Annotated in this window: 25 protein-coding genes, 1 tRNA gene and 1 riboswitch (1 of these 27 only partly in view); of the genes, 23 read left to right on the forward strand and 3 right to left on the reverse strand. The window is 37.1% G+C overall.

Annotation, left to right across the window (positions count from 1 at the left end):
* The 10 genes from LACWKB8_RS02455 to LACWKB8_RS02500 form a co-directional block, all read left to right on the forward strand.
* A tRNA-Leu gene (locus LACWKB8_RS02455) sits at positions 1-27 on the forward strand (it extends 58 nt beyond the left edge of the window).
* A 112-nt stretch (positions 28-139) separates the two neighbouring features.
* Positions 140-1312 carry a glycosyltransferase family 4 protein gene (locus tag LACWKB8_RS02460; RefSeq protein ID WP_038521551.1) on the forward strand — a complete coding sequence of 391 codons (1173 nt, stop codon included), beginning with the start codon at positions 140-142 and terminating at the stop codon, positions 1310-1312.
* The gene (locus tag LACWKB8_RS02465; protein WP_038521554.1) at positions 1305-2348 is read left to right on the forward strand and encodes a glycosyltransferase family 4 protein; all 1044 of its coding nucleotides are present in this window, start codon (positions 1305-1307) and stop codon (positions 2346-2348) included. The genes LACWKB8_RS02460 and LACWKB8_RS02465 overlap by 8 nt, the downstream gene beginning before the upstream one ends.
* Entirely contained in the window at positions 2348-3373 is a 1026-nt protein-coding gene (locus tag LACWKB8_RS02470; RefSeq protein ID WP_038521557.1) for a lysylphosphatidylglycerol synthase transmembrane domain-containing protein, read from the forward strand. Before LACWKB8_RS02465 ends, LACWKB8_RS02470 begins: the two co-directional genes overlap by 1 nt.
* A 69-nt stretch (positions 3374-3442) precedes the next feature.
* Positions 3443-5503 (forward strand): LTA synthase family protein, encoded by a 2061-nt coding sequence (locus LACWKB8_RS02475; RefSeq protein ID WP_038521560.1) that lies wholly within the window; start codon positions 3443-3445, stop codon positions 5501-5503.
* Between the two features lie 68 nt (positions 5504-5571).
* Positions 5572-5805: a preprotein translocase subunit SecG gene (gene secG / locus LACWKB8_RS02480; protein WP_038521563.1), complete on the forward strand. Its 234-nt coding sequence runs from the start codon at positions 5572-5574 to the stop codon at positions 5803-5805.
* Positions 5806-5878: 73 nt separating this feature from the next.
* A complete protein-coding gene (rnr, locus tag LACWKB8_RS02485; protein WP_038521565.1) occupies positions 5879-8203 on the forward strand; it encodes a ribonuclease R in 2325 nt (774 codons plus the stop codon).
* Between the two features lie 9 nt (positions 8204-8212).
* Positions 8213-8671 carry an SsrA-binding protein SmpB gene (gene smpB / locus LACWKB8_RS02490; RefSeq protein ID WP_038521568.1) on the forward strand — a complete coding sequence of 153 codons (459 nt, stop codon included), beginning with the start codon at positions 8213-8215 and terminating at the stop codon, positions 8669-8671.
* Positions 8672-9119: 448 nt separating this feature from the next.
* Entirely contained in the window at positions 9120-9776 is a 657-nt protein-coding gene (locus tag LACWKB8_RS02495) for a nitroreductase (RefSeq protein ID WP_038521570.1), read from the forward strand.
* Between the two features lie 91 nt (positions 9777-9867).
* Positions 9868-11214 (forward strand): hemolysin family protein, encoded by a 1347-nt coding sequence (locus LACWKB8_RS02500; RefSeq protein ID WP_038521572.1) that lies wholly within the window; start codon positions 9868-9870, stop codon positions 11212-11214.
* Between the two features lie 39 nt (positions 11215-11253).
* Here the strand turns inward: LACWKB8_RS02500 and hpt are convergent, their stop codons facing one another.
* A complete protein-coding gene (hpt, locus tag LACWKB8_RS02505; RefSeq protein WP_038521574.1) occupies positions 11254-11823 on the reverse strand; it encodes a hypoxanthine phosphoribosyltransferase in 570 nt (189 codons plus the stop codon).
* A gap of 241 nt (positions 11824-12064) precedes the next feature.
* On the opposite strand from hpt, the gene LACWKB8_RS02510 reads away from it, so the two are divergent.
* Together LACWKB8_RS02510 and LACWKB8_RS02515 are read left to right on the forward strand one after the other, a co-directional pair.
* Positions 12065-13147: a M42 family metallopeptidase gene (locus LACWKB8_RS02510; protein WP_038521577.1), complete on the forward strand. Its 1083-nt coding sequence runs from the start codon at positions 12065-12067 to the stop codon at positions 13145-13147.
* A gap of 71 nt (positions 13148-13218) precedes the next feature.
* Positions 13219-13308: riboswitch (TPP riboswitch) on the forward strand.
* Between the two features lie 41 nt (positions 13309-13349).
* Positions 13350-13928 (forward strand): ECF transporter S component, encoded by a 579-nt coding sequence (locus tag LACWKB8_RS02515; protein ID WP_038521580.1) that lies wholly within the window; start codon positions 13350-13352, stop codon positions 13926-13928.
* Positions 13929-14027: 99 nt separating this feature from the next.
* On the opposite strand, the gene udk is transcribed toward LACWKB8_RS02515, so the two are convergent.
* Positions 14028-14669 (reverse strand): uridine kinase, encoded by a 642-nt coding sequence (gene udk, locus LACWKB8_RS02520; RefSeq protein WP_038521583.1) that lies wholly within the window; start codon positions 14667-14669, stop codon positions 14028-14030.
* 179 nt (positions 14670-14848) lie between these two features.
* On the opposite strand from udk, the gene LACWKB8_RS02525 reads away from it, so the two are divergent.
* The 7 genes from LACWKB8_RS02525 (at position 14849) to LACWKB8_RS02555 (ending at position 21560) form a co-directional block, all read left to right on the forward strand.
* Positions 14849-15727, forward strand: coding sequence for a LysR family transcriptional regulator (locus tag LACWKB8_RS02525; protein WP_038521586.1), 879 nt, complete (start codon positions 14849-14851; stop codon positions 15725-15727).
* Between the two features lie 89 nt (positions 15728-15816).
* Positions 15817-17292, forward strand: coding sequence for an FAD-binding protein (locus LACWKB8_RS02530; protein WP_038521589.1), 1476 nt, complete (start codon positions 15817-15819; stop codon positions 17290-17292).
* Positions 17293-17304: 12 nt separating this feature from the next.
* Complete coding sequence (locus LACWKB8_RS02535; protein WP_038521591.1) at positions 17305-18039, forward strand: SDR family NAD(P)-dependent oxidoreductase; 735 nt, start codon at positions 17305-17307, stop codon at positions 18037-18039.
* Positions 18040-18046: 7 nt separating this feature from the next.
* Positions 18047-19492: an FAD-binding protein gene (locus LACWKB8_RS02540; RefSeq protein WP_038521594.1), complete on the forward strand. Its 1446-nt coding sequence runs from the start codon at positions 18047-18049 to the stop codon at positions 19490-19492.
* A 64-nt stretch (positions 19493-19556) separates the two neighbouring features.
* Positions 19557-20690, forward strand: a complete 1134-nt coding sequence (locus LACWKB8_RS09105; protein ID WP_082229319.1) for an MFS transporter — start codon at positions 19557-19559, stop codon at positions 20688-20690.
* Positions 20691-20841: 151 nt separating this feature from the next.
* On the forward strand, positions 20842-21177 hold the full coding sequence (locus tag LACWKB8_RS02550; RefSeq protein ID WP_038521596.1) for a PTS sugar transporter subunit IIB: 336 nt from the start codon (positions 20842-20844) through the stop codon (positions 21175-21177).
* An 11-nt stretch (positions 21178-21188) separates the two neighbouring features.
* Positions 21189-21560 carry a PTS lactose/cellobiose transporter subunit IIA gene (locus LACWKB8_RS02555; RefSeq protein ID WP_038521599.1) on the forward strand — a complete coding sequence of 124 codons (372 nt, stop codon included), beginning with the start codon at positions 21189-21191 and terminating at the stop codon, positions 21558-21560.
* A gap of 49 nt (positions 21561-21609) precedes the next feature.
* Here LACWKB8_RS02555 and LACWKB8_RS02560 read toward each other — a convergent pair whose 3' ends face one another.
* Positions 21610-23055, reverse strand: coding sequence for a 6-phospho-beta-glucosidase (locus LACWKB8_RS02560; protein ID WP_038521602.1), 1446 nt, complete (start codon positions 23053-23055; stop codon positions 21610-21612).
* A 233-nt stretch (positions 23056-23288) separates the two neighbouring features.
* Between LACWKB8_RS02560 and LACWKB8_RS02565 the strand changes: the two genes are divergently transcribed.
* From LACWKB8_RS02565 to LACWKB8_RS02580, 4 genes are all read left to right on the forward strand, one after another.
* On the forward strand, positions 23289-23870 hold the full coding sequence (locus LACWKB8_RS02565; protein ID WP_038521604.1) for a hypothetical protein: 582 nt from the start codon (positions 23289-23291) through the stop codon (positions 23868-23870).
* Between the two features lie 110 nt (positions 23871-23980).
* The gene (locus LACWKB8_RS02570) at positions 23981-24451 is read left to right on the forward strand and encodes a DNA starvation/stationary phase protection protein (protein ID WP_038521606.1); all 471 of its coding nucleotides are present in this window, start codon (positions 23981-23983) and stop codon (positions 24449-24451) included.
* A 115-nt stretch (positions 24452-24566) separates the two neighbouring features.
* Entirely contained in the window at positions 24567-25259 is a 693-nt protein-coding gene (rpiA, locus tag LACWKB8_RS02575; RefSeq protein ID WP_038521609.1) for a ribose-5-phosphate isomerase RpiA, read from the forward strand.
* A gap of 109 nt (positions 25260-25368) precedes the next feature.
* Complete coding sequence (locus LACWKB8_RS02580; protein ID WP_038521612.1) at positions 25369-26292, forward strand: nucleoside hydrolase; 924 nt, start codon at positions 25369-25371, stop codon at positions 26290-26292.
* Positions 26293-26298: the final 6 nt, after the last annotated feature.

A 26298-nucleotide genomic window follows, 5' to 3' on the forward strand; every position in this document is an offset into this window, starting at 1 on the left:
GTATCGGTTCGACCCCGATCACCGCTATTATCAAAGCAGCTCTTAAAAAGGGCTGCTTTTGTTTTGGTTGTTATTTTTATATATAAAAATTGCACAAGACTGGTGTAATCTTTATAATACCTTTTATGGAGGTATTCAGATGAATATAGGTATTTTTACCGATTCATATTTTCCACAAATTAGTGGTGTTGCAACTTCGATTAAGACGTTGAAGGATGCTTTAGAAGAACAAGGACATAATGTGTTTATCTTTACTACTACAGACCCTCATGTCAAAAAGGGGACAGTAGAAGCCAATGTTTTTCGGTTTAGCAGTGTCCCTTTTATTTCATTTACAGATAGACGTGTGGCCTATAGGGGTTTCTTTGAAGCGACGAAAGTGGCGAAGGAAGTTAAACTGGATATTGTACACACACAAACTGAATTTGCTTTGGGAATGATTGGTAAATATGTGGCTCACCAACTAAAAATTCCAGCAGTTCACACATATCATACTATGTATGAAGATTATCTGCATTACGTCTTAAATGGGCATTTGCTTAGACCATATCACGTTAAGCAGTTTACTAATGTTTACTTAAAAAACATGGATGGCGTTATTGCCCCGAGTAAGCGCGTAGAAGCTCTTTTAAAGCGTTATAAGGTAAATATACCTATGAGGGTCATACCGACCGGTGTGGACGTAAATAGCATTAATAAACCAGCTACATTTGATGTAAGAGAAGAACTAGGAATACCAGCTGATGTTCCAGTTTTATTAACATTAAGCAGAATAGCTGAAGAAAAGAAAATCGATCGTATTCTAAATGTGATGCCAGAAATTATAGACGAATTTCCTAAGGTACAGTTGGTGATATCTGGAGACGGTCCAGATCTTGAAGTATTGCAGGAGCAAGTAGAACGATTAACGCTCGAAGATAATGTCATATTTACCGGCGATATACCTCATGAAGATGTGGGTTCATACTACAAAATGGCAGATCTTTTTGTATCTGCAAGCGATACCGAAACACAAGGATTAACTTATATTGAAGCCTTAGCTTCTGGTACCAGGTGTGTTGTTTATGATACTGATTACACTGAGCAGGTATTTGACAATGATGACTTTGGCAAAGTCTTTAACGGCTCTAGTGAAATGCGTGAAGAAATACTTTCATATCTGAGACAAGGACGCAAGCCAATACCGACGGATAAGCTAGCTGCTAAACTAGATCAAATATCTGCAAAAAGGTTTGCCAGTTCTGTTTACCAATTTTATCAAGATGCAATTGCAAATTACCAAAAGGATCTCAAAGAAAAAATAAATGATTAGAATAAATATGTTTTCACAAGCAGCTTCTGTTAAAGGTCAAGGTGTTGGTTCAGCATATACAGAACTTATTCGCCTGCTTAGGACGCACCTAGTGGACAAATTTTATGTGACTAATAATAAATATGGTAAAAGTGATTTAACGCACTACCATACCGTTAATCCTACTTATTTTGCTAACAGCTTTTCTCCAGCAAGAGGACGAAAAATTGGCTATGTTCATTTTTTACCTGAAACACTTGAGGGTTCAGTAAAATTACCCTCTCTAGCTAAAAATGTCTTTTACAAATACGTAATAGATTTTTACAAAAGAATGGATGAAATAGTCGTTGTTAACCCAATTTTTATTGATAAGTTAGTCAAATACGGTATCAAACGTGAAAACGTTAAGTATATTCCCAATTTTGTAGCTAAAAACGAATTTTATCCGGAAAGTCAGGAAAAAAAGAATTCGTTTCGCCATCAATTAGGTATTCCGCTTGATAAATTTGTTGTTTTTGGAGACGGGCAAGTGCAGGCGCGTAAGGGTGTCGATGATTTTGCCAAAATGGCGAAAGCTAACCCGAATATTCAATTTATCTGGGCTGGTGGTTTTTCTTTTGGCAAAATAACTGACGGTTATGACCACTTTAAGAAATTAGTGGCAGAACCTCCGCAAAACCTAAAATTTACAGGAATTATTGATCGGCAAAAATTAGTAGATTATCTGAATATTGCAGATATATTTTTCTTGCCTTCTTATGATGAATTATTCCCAATGTCCGTATTGGAAGCATTTAGCTGCAATACTCCTGTTTTATTGCGTGACCTTGATTTATATGAGGCAATAATTAGCGGCTACTACATGAAAGGCTCAGATTTTGCGGAAATGAATAGGCAGTTGCAATTAGCGGCACAAGATCAGGCAATCTTAAATAAATACAGCAAGCTATCTCAAGAGGCAAGTGCAAAATATTCTGAAGATAATCTAGCTCAGATATGGGATGATTTTTATCACGAACAATATGAAATTGGTAGAAAATTAGGACAAATTCACTGATGAATAAAAAACACTTATGGGGCGTAGCCATAGTACTCATAATTAGTGGGATTGTTTTATACGTTGACTTAAAGGGCACTCCGGTTGCGCAGCTAGAGCAGGCAGCTCGTAATATCAATGTGATCGCATTAATCGCCGTATTTGGGTTAATGCTGCTGTCTTATATTTTTGAAGCCAGTATTTTAGCTGTTCTTAGTAAACGCAAAAATGAACCGCAGCGCTCAAAATGGTCTTTCTTCAGAATTCCGTTGATACAGGCTCTTTTTAATGCTATTACGCCAATGTCAACTGGTGGGCAGCCGTCACAACTAGCTGCTATGATCCAAATGGGTATTGAAGGCGGTCGGGCAACTTCACTGCTACTCATGAAATTTATTATTTACCAGATAGTAGTTTTTTTGGCTTATGTAACGACAATTATTACTGGCTTTCACATGGTGGCAACTAAATTTTCCGGGTTAGCTTTTTTTATTGCTATCGGGTTTTTGATTCATGTGACTTCTATTTTGTTTTTACTGGCAATTCTATTTGCTTACAATTGGACCAAAAATGCTGCTAACTGGCTAATGGATCTACTTGCTAAATTTCTAAATCCAGATCGGGTTAGTATTTGGCGTAAAAATACACTCGAAAAGATTGATACGTTTTATCATGAGAGTCAAAAGTTAAAAAAAGAGCAGGGAAAATTAATAGTTTGTGCTGTTCTCACTGTCTTGCAGCTTTTGTGCTTCTATTCTATTCCTTATATGATTCTAGTAACCCTAAATGTTCCGGCAGACTGGGCAAGTGTGACCCAGATGAATATTATGATTATTATGTTCATGGCGATTATACCGATTCCGGGTGCTTCAGGTGGTGCCGAATATAGTTTTCAGACTCTTTTTGCCACCTTTATTTCTACAAACGGAATTTTAATTGTCGGGATGTTTTTGTGGCGTTTTGTGACCTACTTTTTTGGGATGATTTTAGGGATTTTAGGCTGGATATTTAAGCCCCAAAAAGTCGTAAGCCCAACAAATGATTAATTTTTATTAAAATATCTGCACTTATTCGCAGTTAAGGGTAAGATATAAGCTTAGTGAGAGGAGAATAGGATGACACGTATCAGGTCTTTTCTGCAATGGCTGACCGAAACCAAACTAGGCTTTTTTACTATCGTTTTAGGAACTTTTTGGTTAAAGACATACGTAATTTATCTAACAAAGTTTAACTTGGGTGCAGAGGGTGCAATGCAGAATTTTCTGCTGTTTTTAAATCCTTTACCAAGCGGACTACTTTTGCTAGGAATCGGTCTTTTCTTTAAGGGTAGAAAGTCCTATTGGATTATGATTATGATTGATTTCATACTCAGTTTGTGGTTATTTGCCAATATTCTTTATTACCGCGAATTTTCCAACTTCTTATCGTTATCAATTATAAAAACTTCCGGTTCAACTGCTGATAATCTTGGCAAAAGTATTGTAGGAATAACTCGAGTAACAGATTTTTTAACTTTTATTGACATTGCGGCGATCATTGCTCTGATGTGCTTTAAAGTAACTAAATACGATTTGCGTCCATTAAAGCTGAAGTTTAATCTTTTGCTTGAAGGAATTGCCATCCTTTTAATTGGGATTAACCTGCTGATGGCACAAAAAGACCGTTCAGGCTTGTTAACTAGAACATTTGATAATAGTTACATTGTTAAATACTTGGGTATGAACGAATACGCAGTATATGATGCGTTTAAAACTGCTCAAACTAGCGAACAAATGGCCAAAGCAAATGTTTCTGACTTACAATCTGTGAAAAAGTATCTGAAAGTCAATTATGTTAGGCCTAATAAAGCATATAGCGGTGTTGCCAAAGGCAAAAATGTGCTGGTTATTCACCTTGAAAGCTTTCAACAGTTTTTAATAGACTATAAGTGGAAGGGCAAGGAAGTAACGCCTAATCTAAACAAGTTGTATCATGCTAAAAACACGCTTAGTTTTGCTAATTTTTATAATCAAGTAGGACAAGGCAAGACTTCTGATGCTGAAATGATGCTTGAAAATTCTCTTTTTGGATTGCAATCAGGTTCGGCGATGTCTAGTTATGGTACTTCCAATACCTTTGAAAGTGCCCCTGCTATCTTGAAGCAGCAACAAGGCTATACAACTGCGGTTATGCACGGTGGGGCTGGCTCTTTTTGGAACCGCAACAATGCTTACAAACAGTTTGGCTATGACTATTTCATGCCACTGTCATATTATGAAAATAAACCCAAATATTATATTGGCTATGGCCTAAAAGATAAGATTTTCTTTTCTCAATCCATTAAGTATATTGAGCGTTTGCCGCAACCTTTTTATCTTAAGTTAATTACAGTGACCAATCACTATCCCTATGATTTGGATAAGAAGAACCAGTCAATTGCTAAAACCGAAACTGGTGATGAAACTGTAGATGGCTACGTACAGACAGCTCACTACTTGGATCAGGCAATAGGTCAATTAATGCGGTGGCTGAAAAAAACGGGTCTAGATAAAAATACCATGCTCGTTTTGTATGGCGATCATTATGGTATTTCAGGCAATCACCACAAGGCGAGTGCAGAATTACTTAAGCAGGATGAATTTAATAATTTTGATAATTTGAAATTTCAGCGGGTGCCGTTAATGATACATCTAAAGGGTTTAAGAGGCGGAGTCAAGAAAACCTACGGGGGTGAAATTGACGTTTTGCCAACCCTGCTTAACTTGCTGGGGATAAGCAACAAGGGGACCATTCAATTTGGGCATGATTTGTTAAGTAAAGATGCACCACAAATAGTGGCACAACGTAACGGTGATTTTATAACGCCAAAATATGCTAAAGTGGGAAGCACTTATTATGATACTAAGACTGGGCAAGAAATAATTAAGCCTGACAAGAAACTAAAAACAGAGTTGATTGCGTTGTCAAATAAGGTTACTACCCAGCTATCTTTGTCTGATCGTGTTATTGCCGGCAATCTTTTAAGATTTTATAAGCCTAAATGGTTTAAAAAAGTTAAACCACAAGATTATGACTATAATGAACAGAAGGCATTAAAGAGGTTATATGCAAAAAATAAAACTTCTTTGTGGTATAAAAATCATCAAAAAACAACACAAAATAAATTTAAAACAGATGCTCCTGAGCTCAGAAAATAATACTCGAAATTAAATCTATTTTGTGCTAAAATTTATCAGTAACGTATCTGTATATTGGAGGCAGCGCATTGTACAATTTATTTATGACGCTACTAATTATTGTTTCAATCTTAATCGTTATTGCGACAATGATGCAGCCGCAAAAGCAGCAAGATGCATTGAATGCACTCTCTGGCGGTGCAGTTTTTAGTGGTCAAACGAAGAAACGTGGTTTTGAAGCATTTATGGAAAAGGTTACCGCGGTTTTACTGGTTCTCTTTTTCGCTTTTGCTATAGTATTAGCTTATTTGTCTTCAAAATAACTATTGGTTCCTCCCGCTCTCAAACGATGGGAGGACTTTTTTTATCTTTTATTAAGGAAATGGAGTTAAGTGCATGGCACAAAACGAGAATATCTTAGCCAATGTTTTAGAGATTTTTCGTCATAATCCTAAAAAACAATATCAAGTAGAGCAAATTGACCGTATGTTGCGCCGAGACAGGCTTGGCAGCTTTTCAGATATGGTCAAAGCCTTATCCTACCTTGAGCAAAAAAAGAAAATAATTACTGACGGCAATGGTCATTATCAATTGGCTGAAGAAAATACTGAGGTTGAGGGTGACTTTAAGGCCAACAGTAAGGGGTTTGGCTTTGTCAAACTAGATGATGAAGAAGCAGACGATATCTTCATTGCCCGAGATTATACCGCATACGCTGTAGATGGTGACCGCGTTAAAGTTAAAATAACGGCTGGTGGCAATCCTTGGAATGGTAAAGGACCTGAAGGACAAATTATAGAAATTCTTGAACGTGGCACTAAAACACTTGTAGGTGAATTTCATCCTTTAACAGATGCTCAAGTAAAAGTCAGTCACTTTATTGGTTATGTCTTAAGTGCAAATAAAAAACTTACCAATTACCGCGTTTATGTCAAACAGGATAGTTTACATCCCCAAAAAAGCGATATTGTCAAAGTTTCCATTTCAAGTTATCCCGATAAAGATAATCCGGACTCAATGACTGGTGTTGTTACTAATATCATTGGTAATAAAAACTTGCCTGGTGTTGATATTATGGCAATTGTTTCAGAACATGATGTTCGTACGGAATGGTCTGAAGACGCACTTACACAATCTAATGCCATTCCAGATCAGGTTACTGAAGCCGAAATGGCAGACCGCGAAGATATTCGGGATCAGCCCGCAGTTACGATTGATGGTGATGATTCTAAAGACTTTGACGATGCAGTTGTTTTATGGAAATTGCCGAATGGTAATTTCCATTTGGGCGTCCACATCGCTGATGTTGCTCATTATGTTCAGGAAAATTCCCCATTGGATAAAGAAGCTTTTACCAGGGGTAACAGTACCTATTTAGTTGATCGGGTGATTCCCATGTTGCCATTCAGATTGTCTAATGGGATTTGTTCTTTAAACGAAGGCCAAGATCGACTGGTATTATCTTGTGAGATGGAAATTTCGCCTGAAGGCGAAAGAGTTAATTACCGCATTCATCCTTCTGTTATGCGGTCACATGGTCGTATGACCTATAACAATGTTAATAAGGTTTTGGATCCTGAAAACCATGAGCAACTGGAGGAAAAATACGTTAAACTTGCTCCAATGCTGCAAGAAATGGCCGAGTTGCATAATGTGCTATACCAAAAAAGACATCAGCGTGGTGCAATTGACTTTGAGGAACCTGAGGCAAAAATTATTGTTGATGACCAAGGTAAACCAACTGATATTGTATTGCATGATCGCGGTATTGCCGAAAAAATGATTGAATCTTTCATGCTGCTGGCAAATGAAACCGTTGCTGAAGATTTTTATCGTAAACACGTACCATTTTTATATCGTGTACATGAAACGCCAGATGGTGAACGCATCAAGAGCTTTTTTGAATTTTGCAGTGCTTTTGGTCTGCATATTACAGCTGATCCTAATCATGTTAAGCCAATTGACTTGCAAAAAGTAGTGGCCAAAACAACGGATACGCCAGAAGAAGCAGTTGTACAGATGATGATGCTGCGGAGCTTAAAGCAGGCGCATTATTCAGAAGAACCGCTAGGACACTTTGGTCTTGCAGCCAAGTACTACACTCACTTTACTTCACCAATTAGGCGGTATTCTGATTTAATGGTACACAGAATGATTCATGCTTATAGTGAAAAAGGGACAAATCAGAAGGTGCAGGATCATTTTGCCAATTATTTACCAGAAGTGGCAGATCAAACTTCAACTCAAGAAAGAGTATCGGTTGATACTGAAAGAGAAGTCAATGATTTAAAGATGACTGAATTTATGGCAGATAAGGTGGGAGATCACTTTGATGCTGTTGTATCTTCGGTAACTAGTTTTGGTATGTTTATTCAATTACCAAATACAGTTGAAGGATTGATTCATATTTCAAATTTGACTGATGATTTTTACAGTTATAATGAAAAAAGTATGACTTTAACTGGTCGGGGTACACATAAACAATATCATGTGGGGATGCCGCTTAAAGTGACCCTCACTAACGCTAATGTTGAACAGCATCAACTTGACTTTGAAATTTATGATCCCAACGCACCTAAAAAGCGGCATAATAGTCGCGGCTTTAAAAATGAAAGACGTGGTAATCGCGGCTTTCGCAACGATCATGCCCATAAGGGTCACTACCGCAACAATTTTCAAAAAAATGGCAATCATCCACACTTAAGTAGATATAAACATTAGGTTGAAAAATTGAAAAAAGAACAAAATGACAATTTAGTTGCTCAAAACAAGAAAGCACATCATGATTATTTTATAAAAGATACCTATGAAGCGGGAATTGCTTTAACGGGAACTGAAATTAAATCTGTAAGAGCACGGCGTATTAATTTACGCGATGGCTATGTACAAATTATTAACGGTTCTGCCTTCTTAGAGAATGTTCACATTAGTGAATATAAGCAAGGTAATCGTTATAATCATGAGCCTCTGCGCAGTAGAAGATTACTTTTGCATAAAAAAGAAATTGCTCGTCTAGCTAAAGACCAGTCTGTCCGCGGAATCGCGATTATACCTTTAAAAGTGTATTTAAAACATGGTTTTGCCAAGGTTCTGATTGGTGTTGGTCAGGGAAAGAAAAAATATGACAAACGAGAAACCATTAAAAGACGAGATCAAGATCGTGAATTGCGGCGACGTTATAAAATATAAATAAACGGTTTAATTAGACTCTAATTGAACTGTTTTTTAATTTGCTAAATGATCAATACTTAACAACATACTGAAAATTAGGCTGGGAAAAGCAAACTTCGATTATGTAATAGCGATTTCATAGTGTCATCTTAAAGGTATTTATTGTGATTTATTTATTAAAGTTGGCAGATAGAAAAGCAAAAAGTAAAAAAATTTATGTTATCTTTACTAAATACCTTTGCAATATTGCCTATAATTTATTAATATTATTAATGTGTATATGACTGATTTTATTAGATTGTAATGCTTAAATTTGTAACTTTAAGTGAAGCGTAAACAAGTGAGTATTTGAAAATAGAGTATTTTTTGATTATTTCTACCTGTATTTGAAATTCTAGAGAAATTTTGTTTGAAAAGTAGGGTATTTTTGTAATGCTCTTTTTAATATGTAAGGATTTGAATCGGAATGGAATTTAATAATGTATATAACCATGAAAGGGTTACTCGCAAGTTTACTAGTAGAAAAGTTAATGAAAAGTTACTTGCCAAAATTATCAAAAAAGCACAGCTTTCCCCGTCACTACTTAATTCACAGCCCTGGAAGGTCTATATGATAACGGGTGATGCCCTAGATGCTTTAAAAAAGGAAGTCAAGGTTCAGATTGATAATAATGTTGAGCCTCATGAAGATTTCGTCAAAATGTTATCGCTAGATTGGGATTCTTATCCTAGTCAAAATATGGCTGCAGTCGGTGCATCACAACCTTATTTTTTTAACAACAAGATGGAACTCTTTTCCGAAGCTAATGATAATATGTTTAACGCTCAGGACGTTGCCTTTCTTACCATTCCCAGAACATCTCCGGTTTGGTCTGTTTATGATTTAGGTATTTTTTCTCAAAGTATAATGTTGCTGGCGCTTGATGAAGGTTTATCTATTATGCCGGCACACTCAATGGTGTCATATCCGGAATTAGTCCGCAAATACGGCAAAATTCCGGAAGATGAATTGGTAGGTATGGCAATTGGACTTGGTTATCAGGACAATGCTGCTGAAGTAAATGATCCCAAATTTTATCCGGATCGTTTGCCTTTTGAAAAAATATATAAATTAGTTAAATAGAGAAGTAATTTATTAAAATAAAGCGCTATTAATGATAAAATGTTAAATAAGAAATTTAAAAGGTGATAATTAATTAAAGGTGATATAAATTTTGAGTACATCCCAAATAGTTACTAATTTAATAGCAACTTTAGTGATCTTTGTTTTTGCGGCTTTCTTTGTAGCTGCAGAATTTGCTTTGGTCCAAACGAGGCCAAGCCAACTTGAGGATATGTTGTCGAATAAGATCGGCAGCCAGCGCAAAGTAAAGCGCGCTTTGCAAATGACCCATAATTTAAATGAATATCTCTCTACCACCCAAGTGGGTACAACCTTGGTCGGAGTTGTTTTAGGTTGGTTTTCAGCTGATACTTTGGCTGCTTTGTTTGAACGGGCGTTTAATATGATGGAGCTTAATCATTCAGTTATCCGTTCAATCAGTGCAATATTAGGGGTAATCTTACTGACTTATTTAGAAGTTGTAGTTACGGAAATTGTTCCCAAGAACATTGCAATTGATATGCCAGTGAAAATATTGCTTAATATTGTTACTCCACTACAATTGTTCCATACTTTAGTTTATCCTTTTGTTTGGTTGCTCAATACCAGCTCAAACGGCTTACTAAAGATGTTAGGTTTTGATCCAGCTGATGAGGAAAATCAAGTATATTCCCAGTCAGAAATAATTAAATTATCTCGTAAGGCTGTCCACGGCGGCTCTCTTGATAAAAACGATTTAACCTACATGAAGCGTGCCTTCGAGCTGAACGATAAGATTGCCAAAGACATCATGACTGATAGAACCCGTTTAGTTGTCATTAATTCGACGGATACTATTAAACAGGCTTTAAAGTTGTATCTTGATGAGGGACAAAGCAGGATTCCCGTTGTTCGAGATAACAATAAGGATGATATTGTAGGATACGTTTATGCGTTCGATGTTGTTCAGCAGAGTAAGATTGATGAGCAAGTTCCTGTCACTCGTATTATTCGCACGATGATCACGGTACCAGAGTCAATGCCTATTCAGGTTATTCTGCAGTTAATGATTAAGAAACATACGCCCATTGTATTGGTTGTAGATGAATACGGTGGTACCAGCGGTATTGTTACAGATAAAGATATCTACGAAGAATTATTTGGAACTGTAAAAGACGAAATTGATGATGTTTCTGATGACTATATAATCAAGGACAAGCAAAATAATATCCATGTTTCTGGTAAAACTACTCTTTATGATTTTGCCCGCTATTTTAGAACGGACATCAAGAGTTTTCAGGATAGCGATATTATAACTATTGGCGGTTATATGATGGAACATTATCCTAATCTCAAAAAGGGCGATAAAGTCGAGTTGGAAAACTTTGAGTTTAAACTTGATGATATTGAGCAGGGCTTTATGCGTTGGTTTATTGTTAAAGACCTAGGCAAAAAAGCAGAAGCCCCAAAAGAAGAATAGGACGTTAAAAAGGAGTTGACTTAACGACAACTCCTTTTTTTATTTATTATTAACTAATTTAATAATTTCGGGTTTTAGTACACCAATGTAACGCAAGTTACGGTAATAATTCATAAAGTCTAAACCATAACCTACAACAAACTCATTACCTACTTTTGAACCAGAATATTCGACTTCAACGTCACTTGTCCTATTAGCTTCTTTATTAAGCAAAACGCAGCACTTGACACTTTTAGCTCCGCGTTTTTTGAGCAAATCCTTCATGTATTCCAATGTAAGACCAGTGTCAACAATATCTTCAACAATTAAAACGTCACGATCTTTAACATCAGTAGCCAAATCTGAAATAAGTTTAACTTCTCCAGATGATTCCATTTCATCACCATAGCTAGAAACATCAAGAAAATCAATTTCCGCTTTGACATCCATTTCTCTAACCAAATCGGTTAAAAAGAAAATAGCTCCTTTAAGTGCACCTACAATTAAAGGCTTCTTACCAGCATAGTCAGCAGTAAGCTGTTTGCCCAGCTTAACACACATATTATGGATGTCTTCTTCAGTAAACAATTTATGATCAATAATACTATTAATGTTGTCGGTTTTTGGCATTTATCTACCCTTCATTTAAAACAATCTAAATTCCTAATAAATTTGATTATATCATTTTTTGGTCAAAAAAACAGATTATTTTTGTCAATTTACGTAATTTATGGAGCTAATTACGTACAAAAAGTATATATATTGTTAAAAGCAGTAGGATTATTTGCAAATCAGCTTAAAGCACTAGTTTAATTAACTGTGACTTTGGTACAATGAAAGATAAGATATTTTAAGTGAAAGGTCGAATAAAATGGATAAAAAACAAGAAATAAAGATGCTTAAAGCTTTTTCAAACGCTAATTCAACATCAGGATTTGAAGAGGAATTTGTCAAGCTTTTTACTGAAACTGTACATGACTTTGCTAATGTCAAAGTTGACGGCATGCTCAATGTGTATGCCAGTAAAAAAGAGAATAAGCCGGATCGACCAGTAATCCAGCTTGATGCCCACTCTGACGCTGTCGGTTTTATTACGCAAGCAGTTCGTCCCAACGGAATGATTAAGTTTGTTCCACTTGGCGGTTGGGTTAAGTATAATATCCCAGCTTTACGCGTTAAGATTAAGAACCGTGCTGGTGAATATGTGCCGGGAGTGGTTGCTACTAAACCACCGCATTTTATGACAGAAGAAGAAAGAAATAATGTCCCTGATGTAGCTGATATGTCAATAGATGTTGGCTCCAGTTCTCGTGCTGAAACTATTAATGACTATCAAATTGACACTGGTTGTCCTATTTTTGTCGATGTGAAGTGTGAATACAATGAAAAAACCGGCTTATTTTTCGGTAAAGACTTTGACGATCGCTTTGGCGCTGCTGCCATGGCAGATGTCCTTGATAATTTAAACGGTGAAGAAACTGACTTTAATGTCGTAGCGGCACTTTCAAGTCAGGAAGAAGTTGGCTTGCGCGGAGCTTATGTGACTGCCAGAGCTATTAAGCCAGATTTAGCAATTGTCCTTGAATCATGCCCAGCAGATGATACTTTCACACCAGATTGGCTGTCACAAACAGGACTAAAGCGTGGTCCGATGCTGCGTGATATGGATACGTCATTTTTACCAAACCCTAAGTTTCAACAATATGCTTGTGCTATGGCTGATCAAAATCATATTCCGTATACTCGTTCAGTTAGAACTGGTGGCGGTCAAGATGGTGCTGCGATTTACTATGAGAATGGCGCTCCGACAATTGTTATCGGTATACCAGTGCGTTATGAACACTCGCCATATTGCTTTAGCGCCTATAGCGATTTTAAAGCTGCTGTTGATCTGACAGTGGCCATTATCCGTGATTTGACCAAGGAAAAATTAGCTAGTTTTAGTCAATTTTAATAAGTCTAAAAAACTATCTTCAAATTTGACCAGAAAAAACATTTAACTTGTGTTATACTAATAAAAATTAAATAAGTCACTAGGGGTGCCAAAAAGCTGAGAAATACCCTCTGAACCTGAACGGGACAATACCTGCGCTAGGGAAGTGTTCAATTAGTTAATGATGATACTCCTAATGACATGTTAAGTTAGGAGTATTTTTATGTTTACAAGATCATCAAAGTGGAATGTCAAGTCAATCATCTTAATTGCACTGATTGGAATTATTATGGGTGTCATTTATACCTATGGCTTTAATTGGGCATTTAATTTAGTTAAAATGTTACTGGTTCCAACTGGCTTTGCCCCGGTCACAGACACTGTCTTTTCAGGTTTATGGCTTATGGCAGGACCTTTAGCAATGTATTTTGTCCCTACAGTGGGTTCTGGTACAGTTGGCGAATTATTGGCTGCCGTTGTGGAAATGGCAATCGGGGGCCAATGGGGAGCCACAACCATTCTATCAGGAGTTATCCAAGGTGCTACCAATGAAATTGGCTTCTTTCCTAAAAAAGAACGCTACCAAAAATTCTCTTGGAAAAGTGTTCTGACTGGTGCATTTTTTGCTTCATTCGGTTGTTTTATACCTTCATATATTTTATATGGCTGGAGCAAGTTCAGCATGCAAGTCCAAATTGTAATGTTTATTACCAATATCATTTCAGCCCTAGTTTTTGACGGCGTTTTGGTTAAATTGATTACTAACTTATTTGACAACGCTTTAAAACCAAAAATTGATTAGTTAATTAAAAAATAAAAAAGAGTATTGCTAAAAAATGATGTGAACTCTAAATTTATGACAAATTTAGGGGTCACTTCAGAGAAAAGCAAATACTCTTTTTTATTTTTCTTTTTGACTTAAAATCGAATGCACTTTAGTAGTTAACATGTCAATTGCCACATCATTTTTGCCACCTTCTGGGACAATGATATCGGCATAGCGCTTAGTGGGTTCGATGAACTGATGATACATGGGCTTGACCGTATTCAAATATTGTTCGATCACTGAATCAATGGAACGACCACGTTCACTTAAGTCCCGTTCCAGTCTTCTAATAAAACGAATATCATCATCTGTATCGACATAGACTTTGATATCCATTAAATCACGTATTTCTTTATTAGCTAAGACTAAAATTCCTTCAAGAATAATAATATCAGCAGGTTCGGTGTGGACAGTTTCTTTACTGCGAGTATGTTCTTTAAAATCATAAACGGGCATTTCAATGGGTTGATAATTTAAGAGTTCACTTAGCTGTTTCCTAAGTAAAGGAACATCAAAGGCGTCAGGATGATCATAGTTAATATTCATCCTCTTACTCATGGGGATGCCGGTGTTATCCTTATAATAAGAATCCTGCGTCATAATTAAAACGTGTTCATCTTCTTGCATTTGAGCAACGATTTTTTGTGCAATGGTAGTTTTTCCGCTGCCTGAGCCACCAGTAATACCAATCACAACAGGCTTTTCAAGTCTAGACATTATGCCACTCCCTTTTTAATCCTTAAACATTTTACTTTACTTTGTCTTTAATTACCAACAGTTAACGTGAATTTACTTATTCTCGCCAATTTTTTAAAAATATGGTTTAAAATGTGACTTAATTTTTATATTATAAAATGTGAAAAAGGTAATTTGAGCTAATTAATAGTAGGTGCAAAATGAATTATAATTTAATGCCCGTAAAATATTTTGTTGATGTTGTTCAAACACATGGCTTTATTTCAGCAGCTAGGAGGAATTATGTTTCTGAAACTGCTGTCAGTACAGCTATAAAAAAATTAGAAGATGAACTGGGGCAAAAATTACTTAACCGAGCAGCCGGCAAGATTTCTTTGACCCCAGTCGGAGAAGTTTTTTATAAGCGCAGCGTTGAGATCATTAATCTTTACAGTGAGATTTGGCATCATCCGGATCCACACCCTGAAAAATTGTTGCGCATTCATTTTTTGCAGGGTTTTGAAAGTGATGCTGCCTTACTGGCTGCTAATTTACCCGCTATTTGCCAGACCAATTTTGATGAGGAAAATTTTGATACATGCATCAAAAGGTTAATTGAGGGCAATTATGACTTATTAGTGGGATTTGACCTAGCATTTGTCGGTAATAATAAAATAAACTGTTTACCTTTACGCACTACTAGTTTTGATTTATTGCTAAATAAAGCTGAGTTAAAACAATATCAGGGCAATAAAAAACAGCTGGCGCAAAACAGCATGTTTTACGTGCAAAATTGGAAATCAACTGGCATTACGGATATTCAACTTGCTATGCTTAAAATCTATCACCAAAACAACTGGAGCTATAAAGAAGTTTCCGAAGTCAACAGCTTTGCGGCGGCATGTTTGAATGTTAACTTTACTGGCGGGATTACGATTGTGCCAGAATCGTTCATTTTACCGCCAAATTGCACTAATATTGAGCGTTTTTCTCCAGCTCACCTGCAAAATGCATTTAACGTAGTACTTGCAATGAACCCAGTCGTTTCAAGCAAATTCAGTAAAATGCTCAAGCATGTGACAACTTTAACTTATCGCTAATAATTTATATGTGTTAGCGCTTTTATCAAAAATGACTTAGAATTCAATTGTAATAAGAATCACAATATCTCAGAAAGGGTGATGTTACATTGAATTCTTTTTCAACTGACGTTGTCGTAGTTGGCTCTGGATCCTCTGGAATCTCGGCTTGCTTTGAGCTTTTTCAAAAGCACGTACCTTTTATACTTTTAGAAAAAGGTAACAAAGTCGGGGGAGCCGGCAAATTTGGCGCACACGGTGTTTTTGCCGTTAATTCTGCGGAACAAAGAAAACGCAACGTAAAATATGGTTATCGTGAAGCTTTTAACGGATTAACGGACTACAACCACTTTTTTGTTAATGGTGAATTGTTAGCACGGTTTTTGAAAAAGTCGGGTGCAAATATTGATCGACTAGCAGAAATGGGTTTACCGGTGACTGTGGAGCAGAGCGAACAAAAAGCCCACTTAAATGATCCGCTGGTTTACCACAAATTTAATAATTTTAAAGAAAAAATGGCTAACTGGGATAAACTCCCTGATAAATTTACTGCAGCTGGAAACAAAGTAATGTTGGAAACAGCCGCCGTTGATCTGGAATATGACAATGGCTTAAAAGCTGTTATTGCCGAAAATAAAGCTGGTGAAAAGATAAGAATTACTGCCCAAAAAGTGATATTTGCGGATGGCGGCTATTGCGGCAGTCAGGAAATGATGACAGCTAACTTCCCTGATACTAAAGCACTTTTGAATTTGGGAGAGCGTAAATCTACTGGCACCGGCATTAGATTAACGCACAAATTGGGTGCAGATTGTCGTCACAGCCGTGTTCTTTTTGCTCACGGTTGTGCACCAAGCATGAATATTAATCCTATGAAAAGAGATAGTGCTGTAGAGACTTTAACCAACTTACCATTATTGTGGCTCGATCAGACAGCTAATCGGTTTGTCAATGAAGACGTAGTTTATGATTTTGCCATGTGGGGTAATGCAGCACATAACGTTAATGGTCTTTATTATGTTTTGCTGGACCAAAAGACTTTAGATACTTTTAAGCAAAAAGAAGTTAATCTGGAAGATACTTTTGAAAGGCAATTTTGTGATGTGGGGCAAACGCCAAGAACAACTGTTGGACCGTTAACTAATATTCAAACAGATTTTGATAATGCGGTTAAAACAGGTGAAGTAGTAAAAGCGGACAGCTTAAAGGAACTGGCCCAAAAGCTGCAATTGCCTTATGCTTCACTTGAAAGAAGTGTCAATTCATACAACCAGGCGGTTAAACAAAAAGAAGACGCTACATTTTTAAAACCGGCTTCGGAATTATTGTTTGCGGTGCAAGAAGGACCGTTTTACGCCATAATTGAACATTGCGCAATTTTAGGGACACTAGACGGTGTCAATGTTGACCGCAATTGTCAACCGGTTAAAGAAAACGGCACACCACTAAAAGATTTGTATATTGTTGGTAATAATGTTAATGGCCTGTATTCCGATGGCTATCCTAGTTATGAAGGCATTGCAAACGGTTTTGCCTTTGTCTCTGGTTGGATTGCTGCAGAAGAAGCGCTTAAAAGTTTAAATTAGGAGCAAAATAAAATGTTAGAAGGAAAAGTTGCTGTTGTTACTGGAGCTGCACAAGGAATTGGTTATGCTATTAGTGAAGAATTTGCTAAACAAGGTAGTGATGTCGTTTTAACTGACTATAACCAAAAAGTGCTCACTGTTTCTGCTGAAATGAATAAAAAATATCAGGGTAAAATTACCGGATTAATTCTGAACGTGATGGACGAAGATAGCATTAAAACCGGTCTGCAAAAAATTATTTCTGATTACGGCAAGATTGATTATGTTATGAACAATGCTGGCGGTGGTGTTTTAAAGCCGTTTGCTGAACTAACTAACGCAGATTTCGATAATACTATTAACCTAGATTTGCGTGGTACTTTCTTATGTATGCGTGAAGAAATCAAATTATTCTTAAAGCAAGGTTATGGCTCAATTGTTAACACCAGTGCTTTAGGCAGTATTTATAACCCTGGCGGCATGGGCGCATATAATGCAGCCAAAAACGGTATTATCGGAATGACTCAAGCTGCAGCGATTGATTATGCTGATCAAAATATTCGTGTTAATAGTGTGGCACCTGGACTGACCAAAACACCGCTTAATGAAGGCGGATTTCTGGAAAAAGTTTTACCAACTGTCCCAATGAAACGGGCTGAAACCGCAGCCGAAGTTGCCAAGGTCTTTGTTTTTGTCGCTAGTGAAGCCACATTTATGACCGGTCAGACAATTTTGAGTGACGGCGGCGTTTCTGTCGGTTTGAAATAGGAGGCTGATGATGTTTCCTAAAAATTCAGAATACGATTTAATCATCGTTGGCGGCGGGCTTAGCGGTTTGGCAGCTGCCGTCAGTGCTGGCGAGCAGGGTATCAAGTCCTTGGTAATTGAAAAAGGCAGAACACTTGGTGGTGACGGCAACTATGTCGAAGGTGCAATGGGCGTTGACAGCTTTTTACAAAAAGAAAAGGGTATTAAGATTGATCCCACCAAATTGCTTCAAGATGAATTAAACTATTCGCATTATGAAGCAAACGCCCCGCATTTGAGAAAATATATTAATCAGAGTGGTTCAGTAATTGACTGGCTGCATTCTCTAGGTATTGAATTTAGTAAAGTTGGTCCTCAAGGAAAGAGCTGGCCTACAATTCACACTTTTGCCGGTGGCGGACACGCCGTTATTGAAAAGCTGATTCCTAAAGCTGAAGCTCTCGGTGTGGAAATTGTGACGAGTATCAGTGCGCAAAGAATTTTACAACATGATGGGCATGTTCGTGGTCTCATAATTAAGAATGAGGCAACGGGACAATTAAGAGAGTTGACTGCTACTAATGTGATATTGGCTACAGGTGGTTACGTAGATAATCCTGAATTAATTAAACAAAGAACTCCTGCAACTGAACGCTTGCTATCAGTTAGTGATGGCAAATCTACTGGCGATGGTATGAAATTAGCCTGGCAGGCTGGAGCAGAACACTATCAAATGGGTGCCATTCAATATGGTGGCGGCGCTATTTTGGATAAAACCCGTCCACCATTTGTTCACATGCCTGAACAATTAGCGGCTGCAGCTACTCAAGAAGCAATTTTATGGGTAAACGAACAAGGTGAACGCTTTGTCAATGAAGACGTCAATGACAATATGTGTCATGCGGGTAGTGCGCTTTTAACCCAATCAAGGACTTTTTCGATCCTTAATCAAGAAACGGTTGACCATTTAACTAATGTTGGTCTTTACAAAGAAGTAGGTAATTCACCTGTTTCACCCGATAAATTTGCACAGCTAAAAGAAGAAATTGCACGTGATTTAAAGAATGGTGATAAGTTCCTGACCAAAGCAGATACTCTGACTGAATTAGCAGAAAAATTAAACTTGCCTATTCTGTCACAAACAATTCAGCGTTATAACGACTTAGCTGCTAAGGGAAAAGATATTGATTTTGGTAAGGCTCCAGAATACTTGACGCCTTTAAAAGAGGGACCATATTATGCAGTTGAATTAGGTATCGGTATGGCGTGTGCAATCGGGGGAATTCGCGTTGATAACAATAATGCTGTTCTAAATTCTTATGGTTACCCGCTTGCCGGTTTATATGCAGTTGGCAATGATGCTGCGGGGATGCTGGTTGGCGATACCTATGCGGTTACTTTACCGGGAAGCACAGCTGGTTATGCCGTCTTTTCAGGTCGAAATGCAGTTCAAAGCATGACGCAAGCCCGGTAAGAATCATGGATAAACTAAAAACATTCCAGTGTCTAAAACTCGGATAGGGGTCTTAGCCGTTAGTATGATCGGAATGGCTGCTTTAGCTATTACTCCTTCGTATGCAGCTATTGCTAAATTCTTTAGTCTTAACAATACAAGTGTCCAAATGCTGACCTCTTTGCCCAATCTATTTATGATGCTTGCTGGAATAATTATTGGCAAGTTGACCGCAAATAAAGTTAACCTAAAAGTTTTGACGCTTACATCAATTTGTTTAGTTACAGTTGGCGGTTTGTTGCCTTTAATCTGGCATAATAATTTTTTGTTTTTACTTTTTTGTTCATGTCTAGTGGGACTAGGTCAAGGAGCTTGTACAAATTTGACCCAGGTTTTAATAGCAGAGTTACTGCCGGAAACTGAACGTGAAACCACAATGGGTCTCTCAACTACATTTATTAATATTGGTGGCATGATTTTTATCATGGGTGGAGGCCAGTTGGCAGCTTCAAGCAACTGGGTTAATAATTACTGGATATACTTATTTTCATTATTAATTTTTCTAGTAGTGTTTCTGCTGTTGCCATTTCAGGACAAAAAAGTTGCTCAAGCAGACCAGCAGGCAAAAAACAATCAAATTCACCTTAATAAATACGTATTTGAGAGTGCTTTTTGGGCATTTATGATTATGCTGTTAAACAATGTCTTAAATAACAACATTTCTTTGTTTGTAGTAAAAGAAAATTTGGGTGCCACGACACAGGCAGCACTAACGTCTACCATTTCACTAATAGGAGGGATGATCTGCGGTTTATTCGTGGGTAAAATTGGTAAGAAATTGCGGTCTTCGTCAATTGCTCTGTCATTGTGCTTATATGGTTTGGCGTACTTATTAATTGGTCTCTTTCATTCTTTGCTGATTGTATTTTGCGGCAGCTTTATAGTTGGTGCGGCAATGAGTATTGCGATGGGGCAATTTCCGTATCTAATCTCACTGATCGTTGACGACAACAGCGTTTCAATGGCGCTAGGAGTCTATGTTGCCATTTATTCTGTTGGTGGCGTAGTTAGCCCGTTAGTAATCAATCCATTGACTAATCTGGTTAGTCAGCTAGGACTAAATGTTTTCTCAATTAGTGGCATATTAGCATTACTGCTTGCCCTAATCTGTTTGGCAGTCAGATACCAAAAGAATTTGGTCTTAAGCGCAAATAAATAAAAAATATAATTAAAAAAGCAAGTAATAGTATTAATGCTGCTACCTGCTTTTTTTACGAAAAAATAATATTCGTATTAGTAAGCGCTATTTTAATAGTGCTATAATGGAGGAGACAAATCTTAAGATACATTTTAGGAGGAATAGGATTATTATGGCTGAACAAACAATTATGCTCAACTGCAGTGCAGGAATGAGTACTTCGTTACTAGTAACTAAAATGCAAAAAGCAGCTGAAGAAGAAGGCATTGATGCAAAAATTTTTGCCTGTCCAGCTGCAGAAGCTGATCAGCATATTGAACAAGACGAACTTGATTGTGTATTGCTTGGGCCACAAGTTCGTTATATGGAAGATGACTTTAAAAACAAAGTTAAAGGTAAGGGAAAAGATGGCAAAGATATTCCTCTGGGAGTAATCGAAATGCGTGCGTATGGCATGATGGACGGCAAAACAGTTTTGCAACAGGCTGAAGATTTAATTAATGGTTAAAGGTGGTTGAAATGGCTGAACAAGAAACTTCTGCTCAAAAAGAACAAGAAACATTAGAAGCTGCTATGGGTCTGATTGCAAATGGCGGTAATGCTAAGAGTCTTGCTTTTGAAGCAATTCGGCTAGCTAAAAAAGGTGATATTACGGGAGCCCGTGCCAAGTTAAAAGAATCAGACGAATCTTTGAATGATGCGCATAACTCTCAAACCGGGATGCTTACTAAGGAAGCCCAAGGCGAACATACCAAAGTTACTCTTTTAGTTGTTCATTCACAGGATCACTTGATGAATGCTATCACTTTTAGAGACCTGGCAGGAGAGATAGTTGACCTTTATGAGAAACTTTATCAGGCAAATGCACTGCAAAAAGAATCTCAAAATTAACAAGAACTAACAAAAAAAGTGAAGTTGCAAATGCAGCTCCACTTTTTTGTTAATTTAAATCTAGACCGTTAGTTTTGATTACCTTTTTATACCAGTAAAATGAATCCTTGCGTGAGCGTTTTAAGGTACCTTGACCAGCATCATTTTTGTCAACATAAATAAAGCCATACCGTTTATCCATTTGCCCTGTTCCTGCAGAGACTAAATCAATTGGTCCCCAAGGTAGATAACCCATTAAATCCACGCCGTCCATTGCAACTGCCTTTTCCATTTCTGAAATATGTTTTCTTAAATAATCAATTCGATAATCGTCGTGAATAGCGCCATCTTTTTCTACTTTATCGTAAGCCCCCAAGCCGTTCTCAACAATAAATAAAGGTTTATGATACCGATCGGTTAAGTGATTTAAGGCGATTCTTAAGCCTGTAGGATCAATTTCCCAGCCCCAATCGCTTCTTACTAAGGTAGGATTCACGGCTATCGCTTGAGCTAAATCATTTAATTTATCAGGTTTAACATTCTGGGCTGAAACAGTCGTTGTTTGGTAGTAACTAAATGCAACGTAGTCAACTGTACCTTCTTTTAAAACAATTCTGTCTTCATCACTAATGTCAGGACGATAGCCATTTCGTTCAATATAGGCTTCAACTTCTTGGGGATATTCACCAAAGACATGAACGTCAGAGAACCAGTCACGGCGCTGTTCGAACTTATCAGCTAGCAGCACATCATCTGAAGAAGGTGTTAGTGGTCTAACCGGCGAATAATTAATCATACAACCGATTTGAAAATCAGGATTGATCTTATGACCAATTTTAACAGCTAAAGCCGAAGCAACTAACTCATAATGAGCTGCTTGGTACATTGCCGCTTCTTTTTCCTTGTCGCTCATACCATCGAGTATAATTCCAGAATTGGTAGCCATCAAAAAATCTTCGGTATAAGCTGACTGGTTATCAATTTCGTTAAAAGTCATCCAGTACTTAACCTTATTCCGATAACGTTTAAAACAAACTGTCGCGAATCGCACAAAGTAATCAATTAATTTACGATTAGTAAAGCCATTGTATTTTTTTACTAAATTAAAAGGAATTTCAAAGTGAGATAAGGTAATTACCGGCTCAATACCATAGTGGTGGCAAGTATCAAACAAGTCGTCATAAAACTTTAGACCTGTTTCATTGGGCTTTTCATCATCGCCATTAGGAAAAATTCTAGTCCACGCAATAGAAGTTCTGAAGGCTTTAAAACCCATTTCTGCCATCAATTTAATATCTTCTTGATAGTGATGATAAAAATCTATGGCACTATGATTAGGGTAATTTTTGCCGGTAATGACACCGTCTGTAATTTCACGTGGTTGAGTGGCAGAGCCAACTGTCATCACGTCAGCTATTGACATGCCTTTACCGTCTTCGTTCCATGCACCTTCTAACTGATGAGCAGCAACGGCACCACCCCATAAAAATCCGTCTGGCATTTTGGCTGAAAACATTTTTATCTCCCCTTATTCAATGTGATAGCGTTAACAAAAATATTTTATAACAAATAATCTTTTTGCACCAGTTATTCTGAGGGTACACAGCACCAGTTATTTTAAGTATGATAATTTTATTTATTAGTTCTTGCAGAAAATGCAAAAAAAGTAATGTTAGAGCTTTCAAAAAAATTAAAAAGGGATTAAAATAATAGTGAATTGAAATTTAGTTTTTAGGAGGGATGGTAATTATGTTTACTTTTGGTAAAAAGATGAACTTTTGGCCTTTATCTTTATCTTTGGGCTTATCTGTATTTATTGGTTTAGCCTTCTGCCTTCTTTTTAATTTTGTTGCACCTAATTTGATTTTATGGTCATTATTACCTGCAGTCCTATTTTTTATATTAATGGTGGCAGTATATTACCCGTTAATTTTACAGTACGGCTATAATTATTGTGAGATTTCACAAGACCAGATTAAATATTATGATTTTAGTAGTTACTGGCAAAAGGTGATGATGGTCTTTAGAGGACCTGCTAGCCCTATGAAAGCTGTTCCAATGAGCAGTGTTAAGAGCGCTAAGCCGTATGGAAAAGAAGATCTCACACAACTTCCTGCTCTAGCAGCTGATTTTGTTTTTATTGGTCTTTTTGCCGGGAAAATGGCTACAATTAAAAATGCTTATGGCATTGAACTAGAACTTGATAATGGTGACAAGCTCCATATTTCTACAGCTAGAGAAAAAGCCGATCATCATGATCAGGGAATTGAAAAAACTCATGAGGCTTTACACCTAATTAAGCACAATATTGCTATGGGTCAGTTTGCCTAAATCAGAGTGATTGACTAATAAAAATTATAAAACAATATTTTAGTATTAATAGCGCTTACTCGCTATAATAAAAGTGTAACAATATTAAGTAATTTTGGAGGCACTTTTATATGAAATATCCAAAGACTAAAGAAGTTTTAAACCAACTGGTTGCTGATTTGACACAATTACATATGGTTGTGCATCAACATCACTGGTATATGCGTGGTAACAGCTTTTTGAAGTTGCACCCATATTTAGACAAAGTAATGGACGAATTAGCCGATCAGTTGGATGAAGTTTCTGAACGTTTGATTACTCTAGATGGCTCTCCAGTTTCAACATTAAGTGAAATCGCCGCAAAGACTAAAATTCCTGATGAAAAAGGGAATTGGAATGAAACCATTGATGAACGCTACCAAAAGATTATTGACGGCTATCATTATCTTGATCAGCTTTATGAAGAAGGCATCAAGGCTAGTGATGAAGAAGGAGATTACTCCACTAATGATTTGTTAACCGGCTTCCATTCAGACGTTGAAAAGCGGATCTGGATGATGTCAGGTGAAATTAATAAAGCTCCAGAACTTGATCCAGAATAATTTTGATGAGAAAGCAGTTATAATAACTGCTTTTTTTGTGTCTTCATTTAGTTTTCTTTTTGCTATAATGAATTTAATTTAACATTCGTTTAATTATTTAGAGAAAGCAAGGATCATGGATAAAGAAGAACAAGATAAATTAAAAAAGCAGGCAGCAGTTAAAGCAGCTGGTTTGGTTAAGTCTGGTATGAAGTTAGGCGTGGGAACCGGTTCAACTGTAGCATTTCTAATTGATGAGTTGGGTAGGCGCAGAAAAGAAGAAGGACTTAAGTTAAAGGCGGTCGTCACCACTTCAAGTAGAAGCAAAAAGCAAATGGAAGAATGGGGTTTTAAGGTAGACGAATTATCATCTGTTACTCAACTTGATCTGACCATTGACGGCGCTGATAGGTTAGCTGCCAACTTTGATGGTATTAAAGGTGGTGGCGGAGCTTTGACTATGGAAAAGAACGTAGCTGTTAATTCGCAAAAAGTAGTATGGATTGTTGACGAATCAAAAGTAGTAGACCGTCTAGGTGGTTTTCCATTGCCAGTTGAAGTATTGCCAATTTCTTGTGAACAAAATTTTCAGCGTTTTAAAAACGCTGGCTTAAATCCGCAATGGCGTATGTCTGGAAGAGAACGCTTGGTAACGCATTATGGTAACTATATTATAGATTTAAATGTTGATCCGGTACCTGTTCCGGAAGGATTAGCCGCTTATCTTGATCACACGGTAGGCGTTGTGGAACACGGACTTTTCTTAGGCATGTGCGGGGAAGCAATTATTGCACATTCTGATGGCACAATAGAAGATCGTCAAAAATAAAATTTAGGGACTAACTTGAACTGCTTTAACGAGTTAGTCTTTTTTTGCCAGCAAGTAATGCTTAAATTTGGTATCATTATTCTATAACTATTTTAAAAGAAGGATACTTATGTTAAAAAAACCATTGATAATTAGTACTGATCCGGGAATTGATGACGTAGTGGCACTTACTGTTGCTTTATTTTCGCAAAAGCTAGACGTGAAATTAATAGCTGCCACTTGGGGCAATGTCCCTCTTTCAAAGACTTTGGCAAATTCATTAAAATTAGAAACTTTTTTAGGAACAAAAGTACCAGTGGTGAGTGGTGCGGTAAGACCGTTATTGCGTAACCAGATAGATGCGTCTGATGTTCATGGAAAAAGCGGTCTGGCTGGGTTTAATTTCCCTGAACCAGATAAGACCTTATTAAAACCAGGAATAGCTGCAGAAGCTATTCATGATGTAGTCAAAAAGAGCACTGAAAAGGTAACCTTAATGCAGATAGGGCCAGCAACTGATTTTGCACTCTATTTCAGACAATTTCCAGAAGATCTGCCTAAAATTGAGCAATTGGTGATAATGGGTGGTGCTATTGGCCGCGGTAATTGGGGTCCTTATGCAGAGTATAATGTTGCAGGCGACCCAGAAGCAGCTCAAATAGTTTTTTCAAGTGGTGTCAAAATTATACTTGCACCTCTTGAATTAGGACATCAGGCATATATCACGCAGGCCACTCTGGAAAGAATTAAAAATACGGGTAAAATTGGCGATATGTTGTATCATATTATGACCAATTTACATGATCATACGGATAGTAATGGCCGTGAAGTGTATGATGCTCTGGCAGCGGGGATGCTAATCAAACCTGAAATGTATACTTTTAAGCCAGCTTATGTTGTAGTAGATACAACCAGCACTAATGCTTATGGTGCATCGATGATTGATTTTGACGGCTTTTTTAATCAGGCTGCTAATGTCCAAGTGGGGGTTAAGGTCAATCAAGAAGAATTCGCTGAGTGGCTTGTTGCTGAAATTGAAAAAGCTGATAACTGAGGTAAA

Origin of the sequence: Lactobacillus sp. wkB8, from assembly GCF_000761135.1 — a bacterium.
Taxonomy (GTDB): Bacteria; Bacillota; Bacilli; order Lactobacillales; family Lactobacillaceae; genus Lactobacillus; species Lactobacillus helsingborgensis.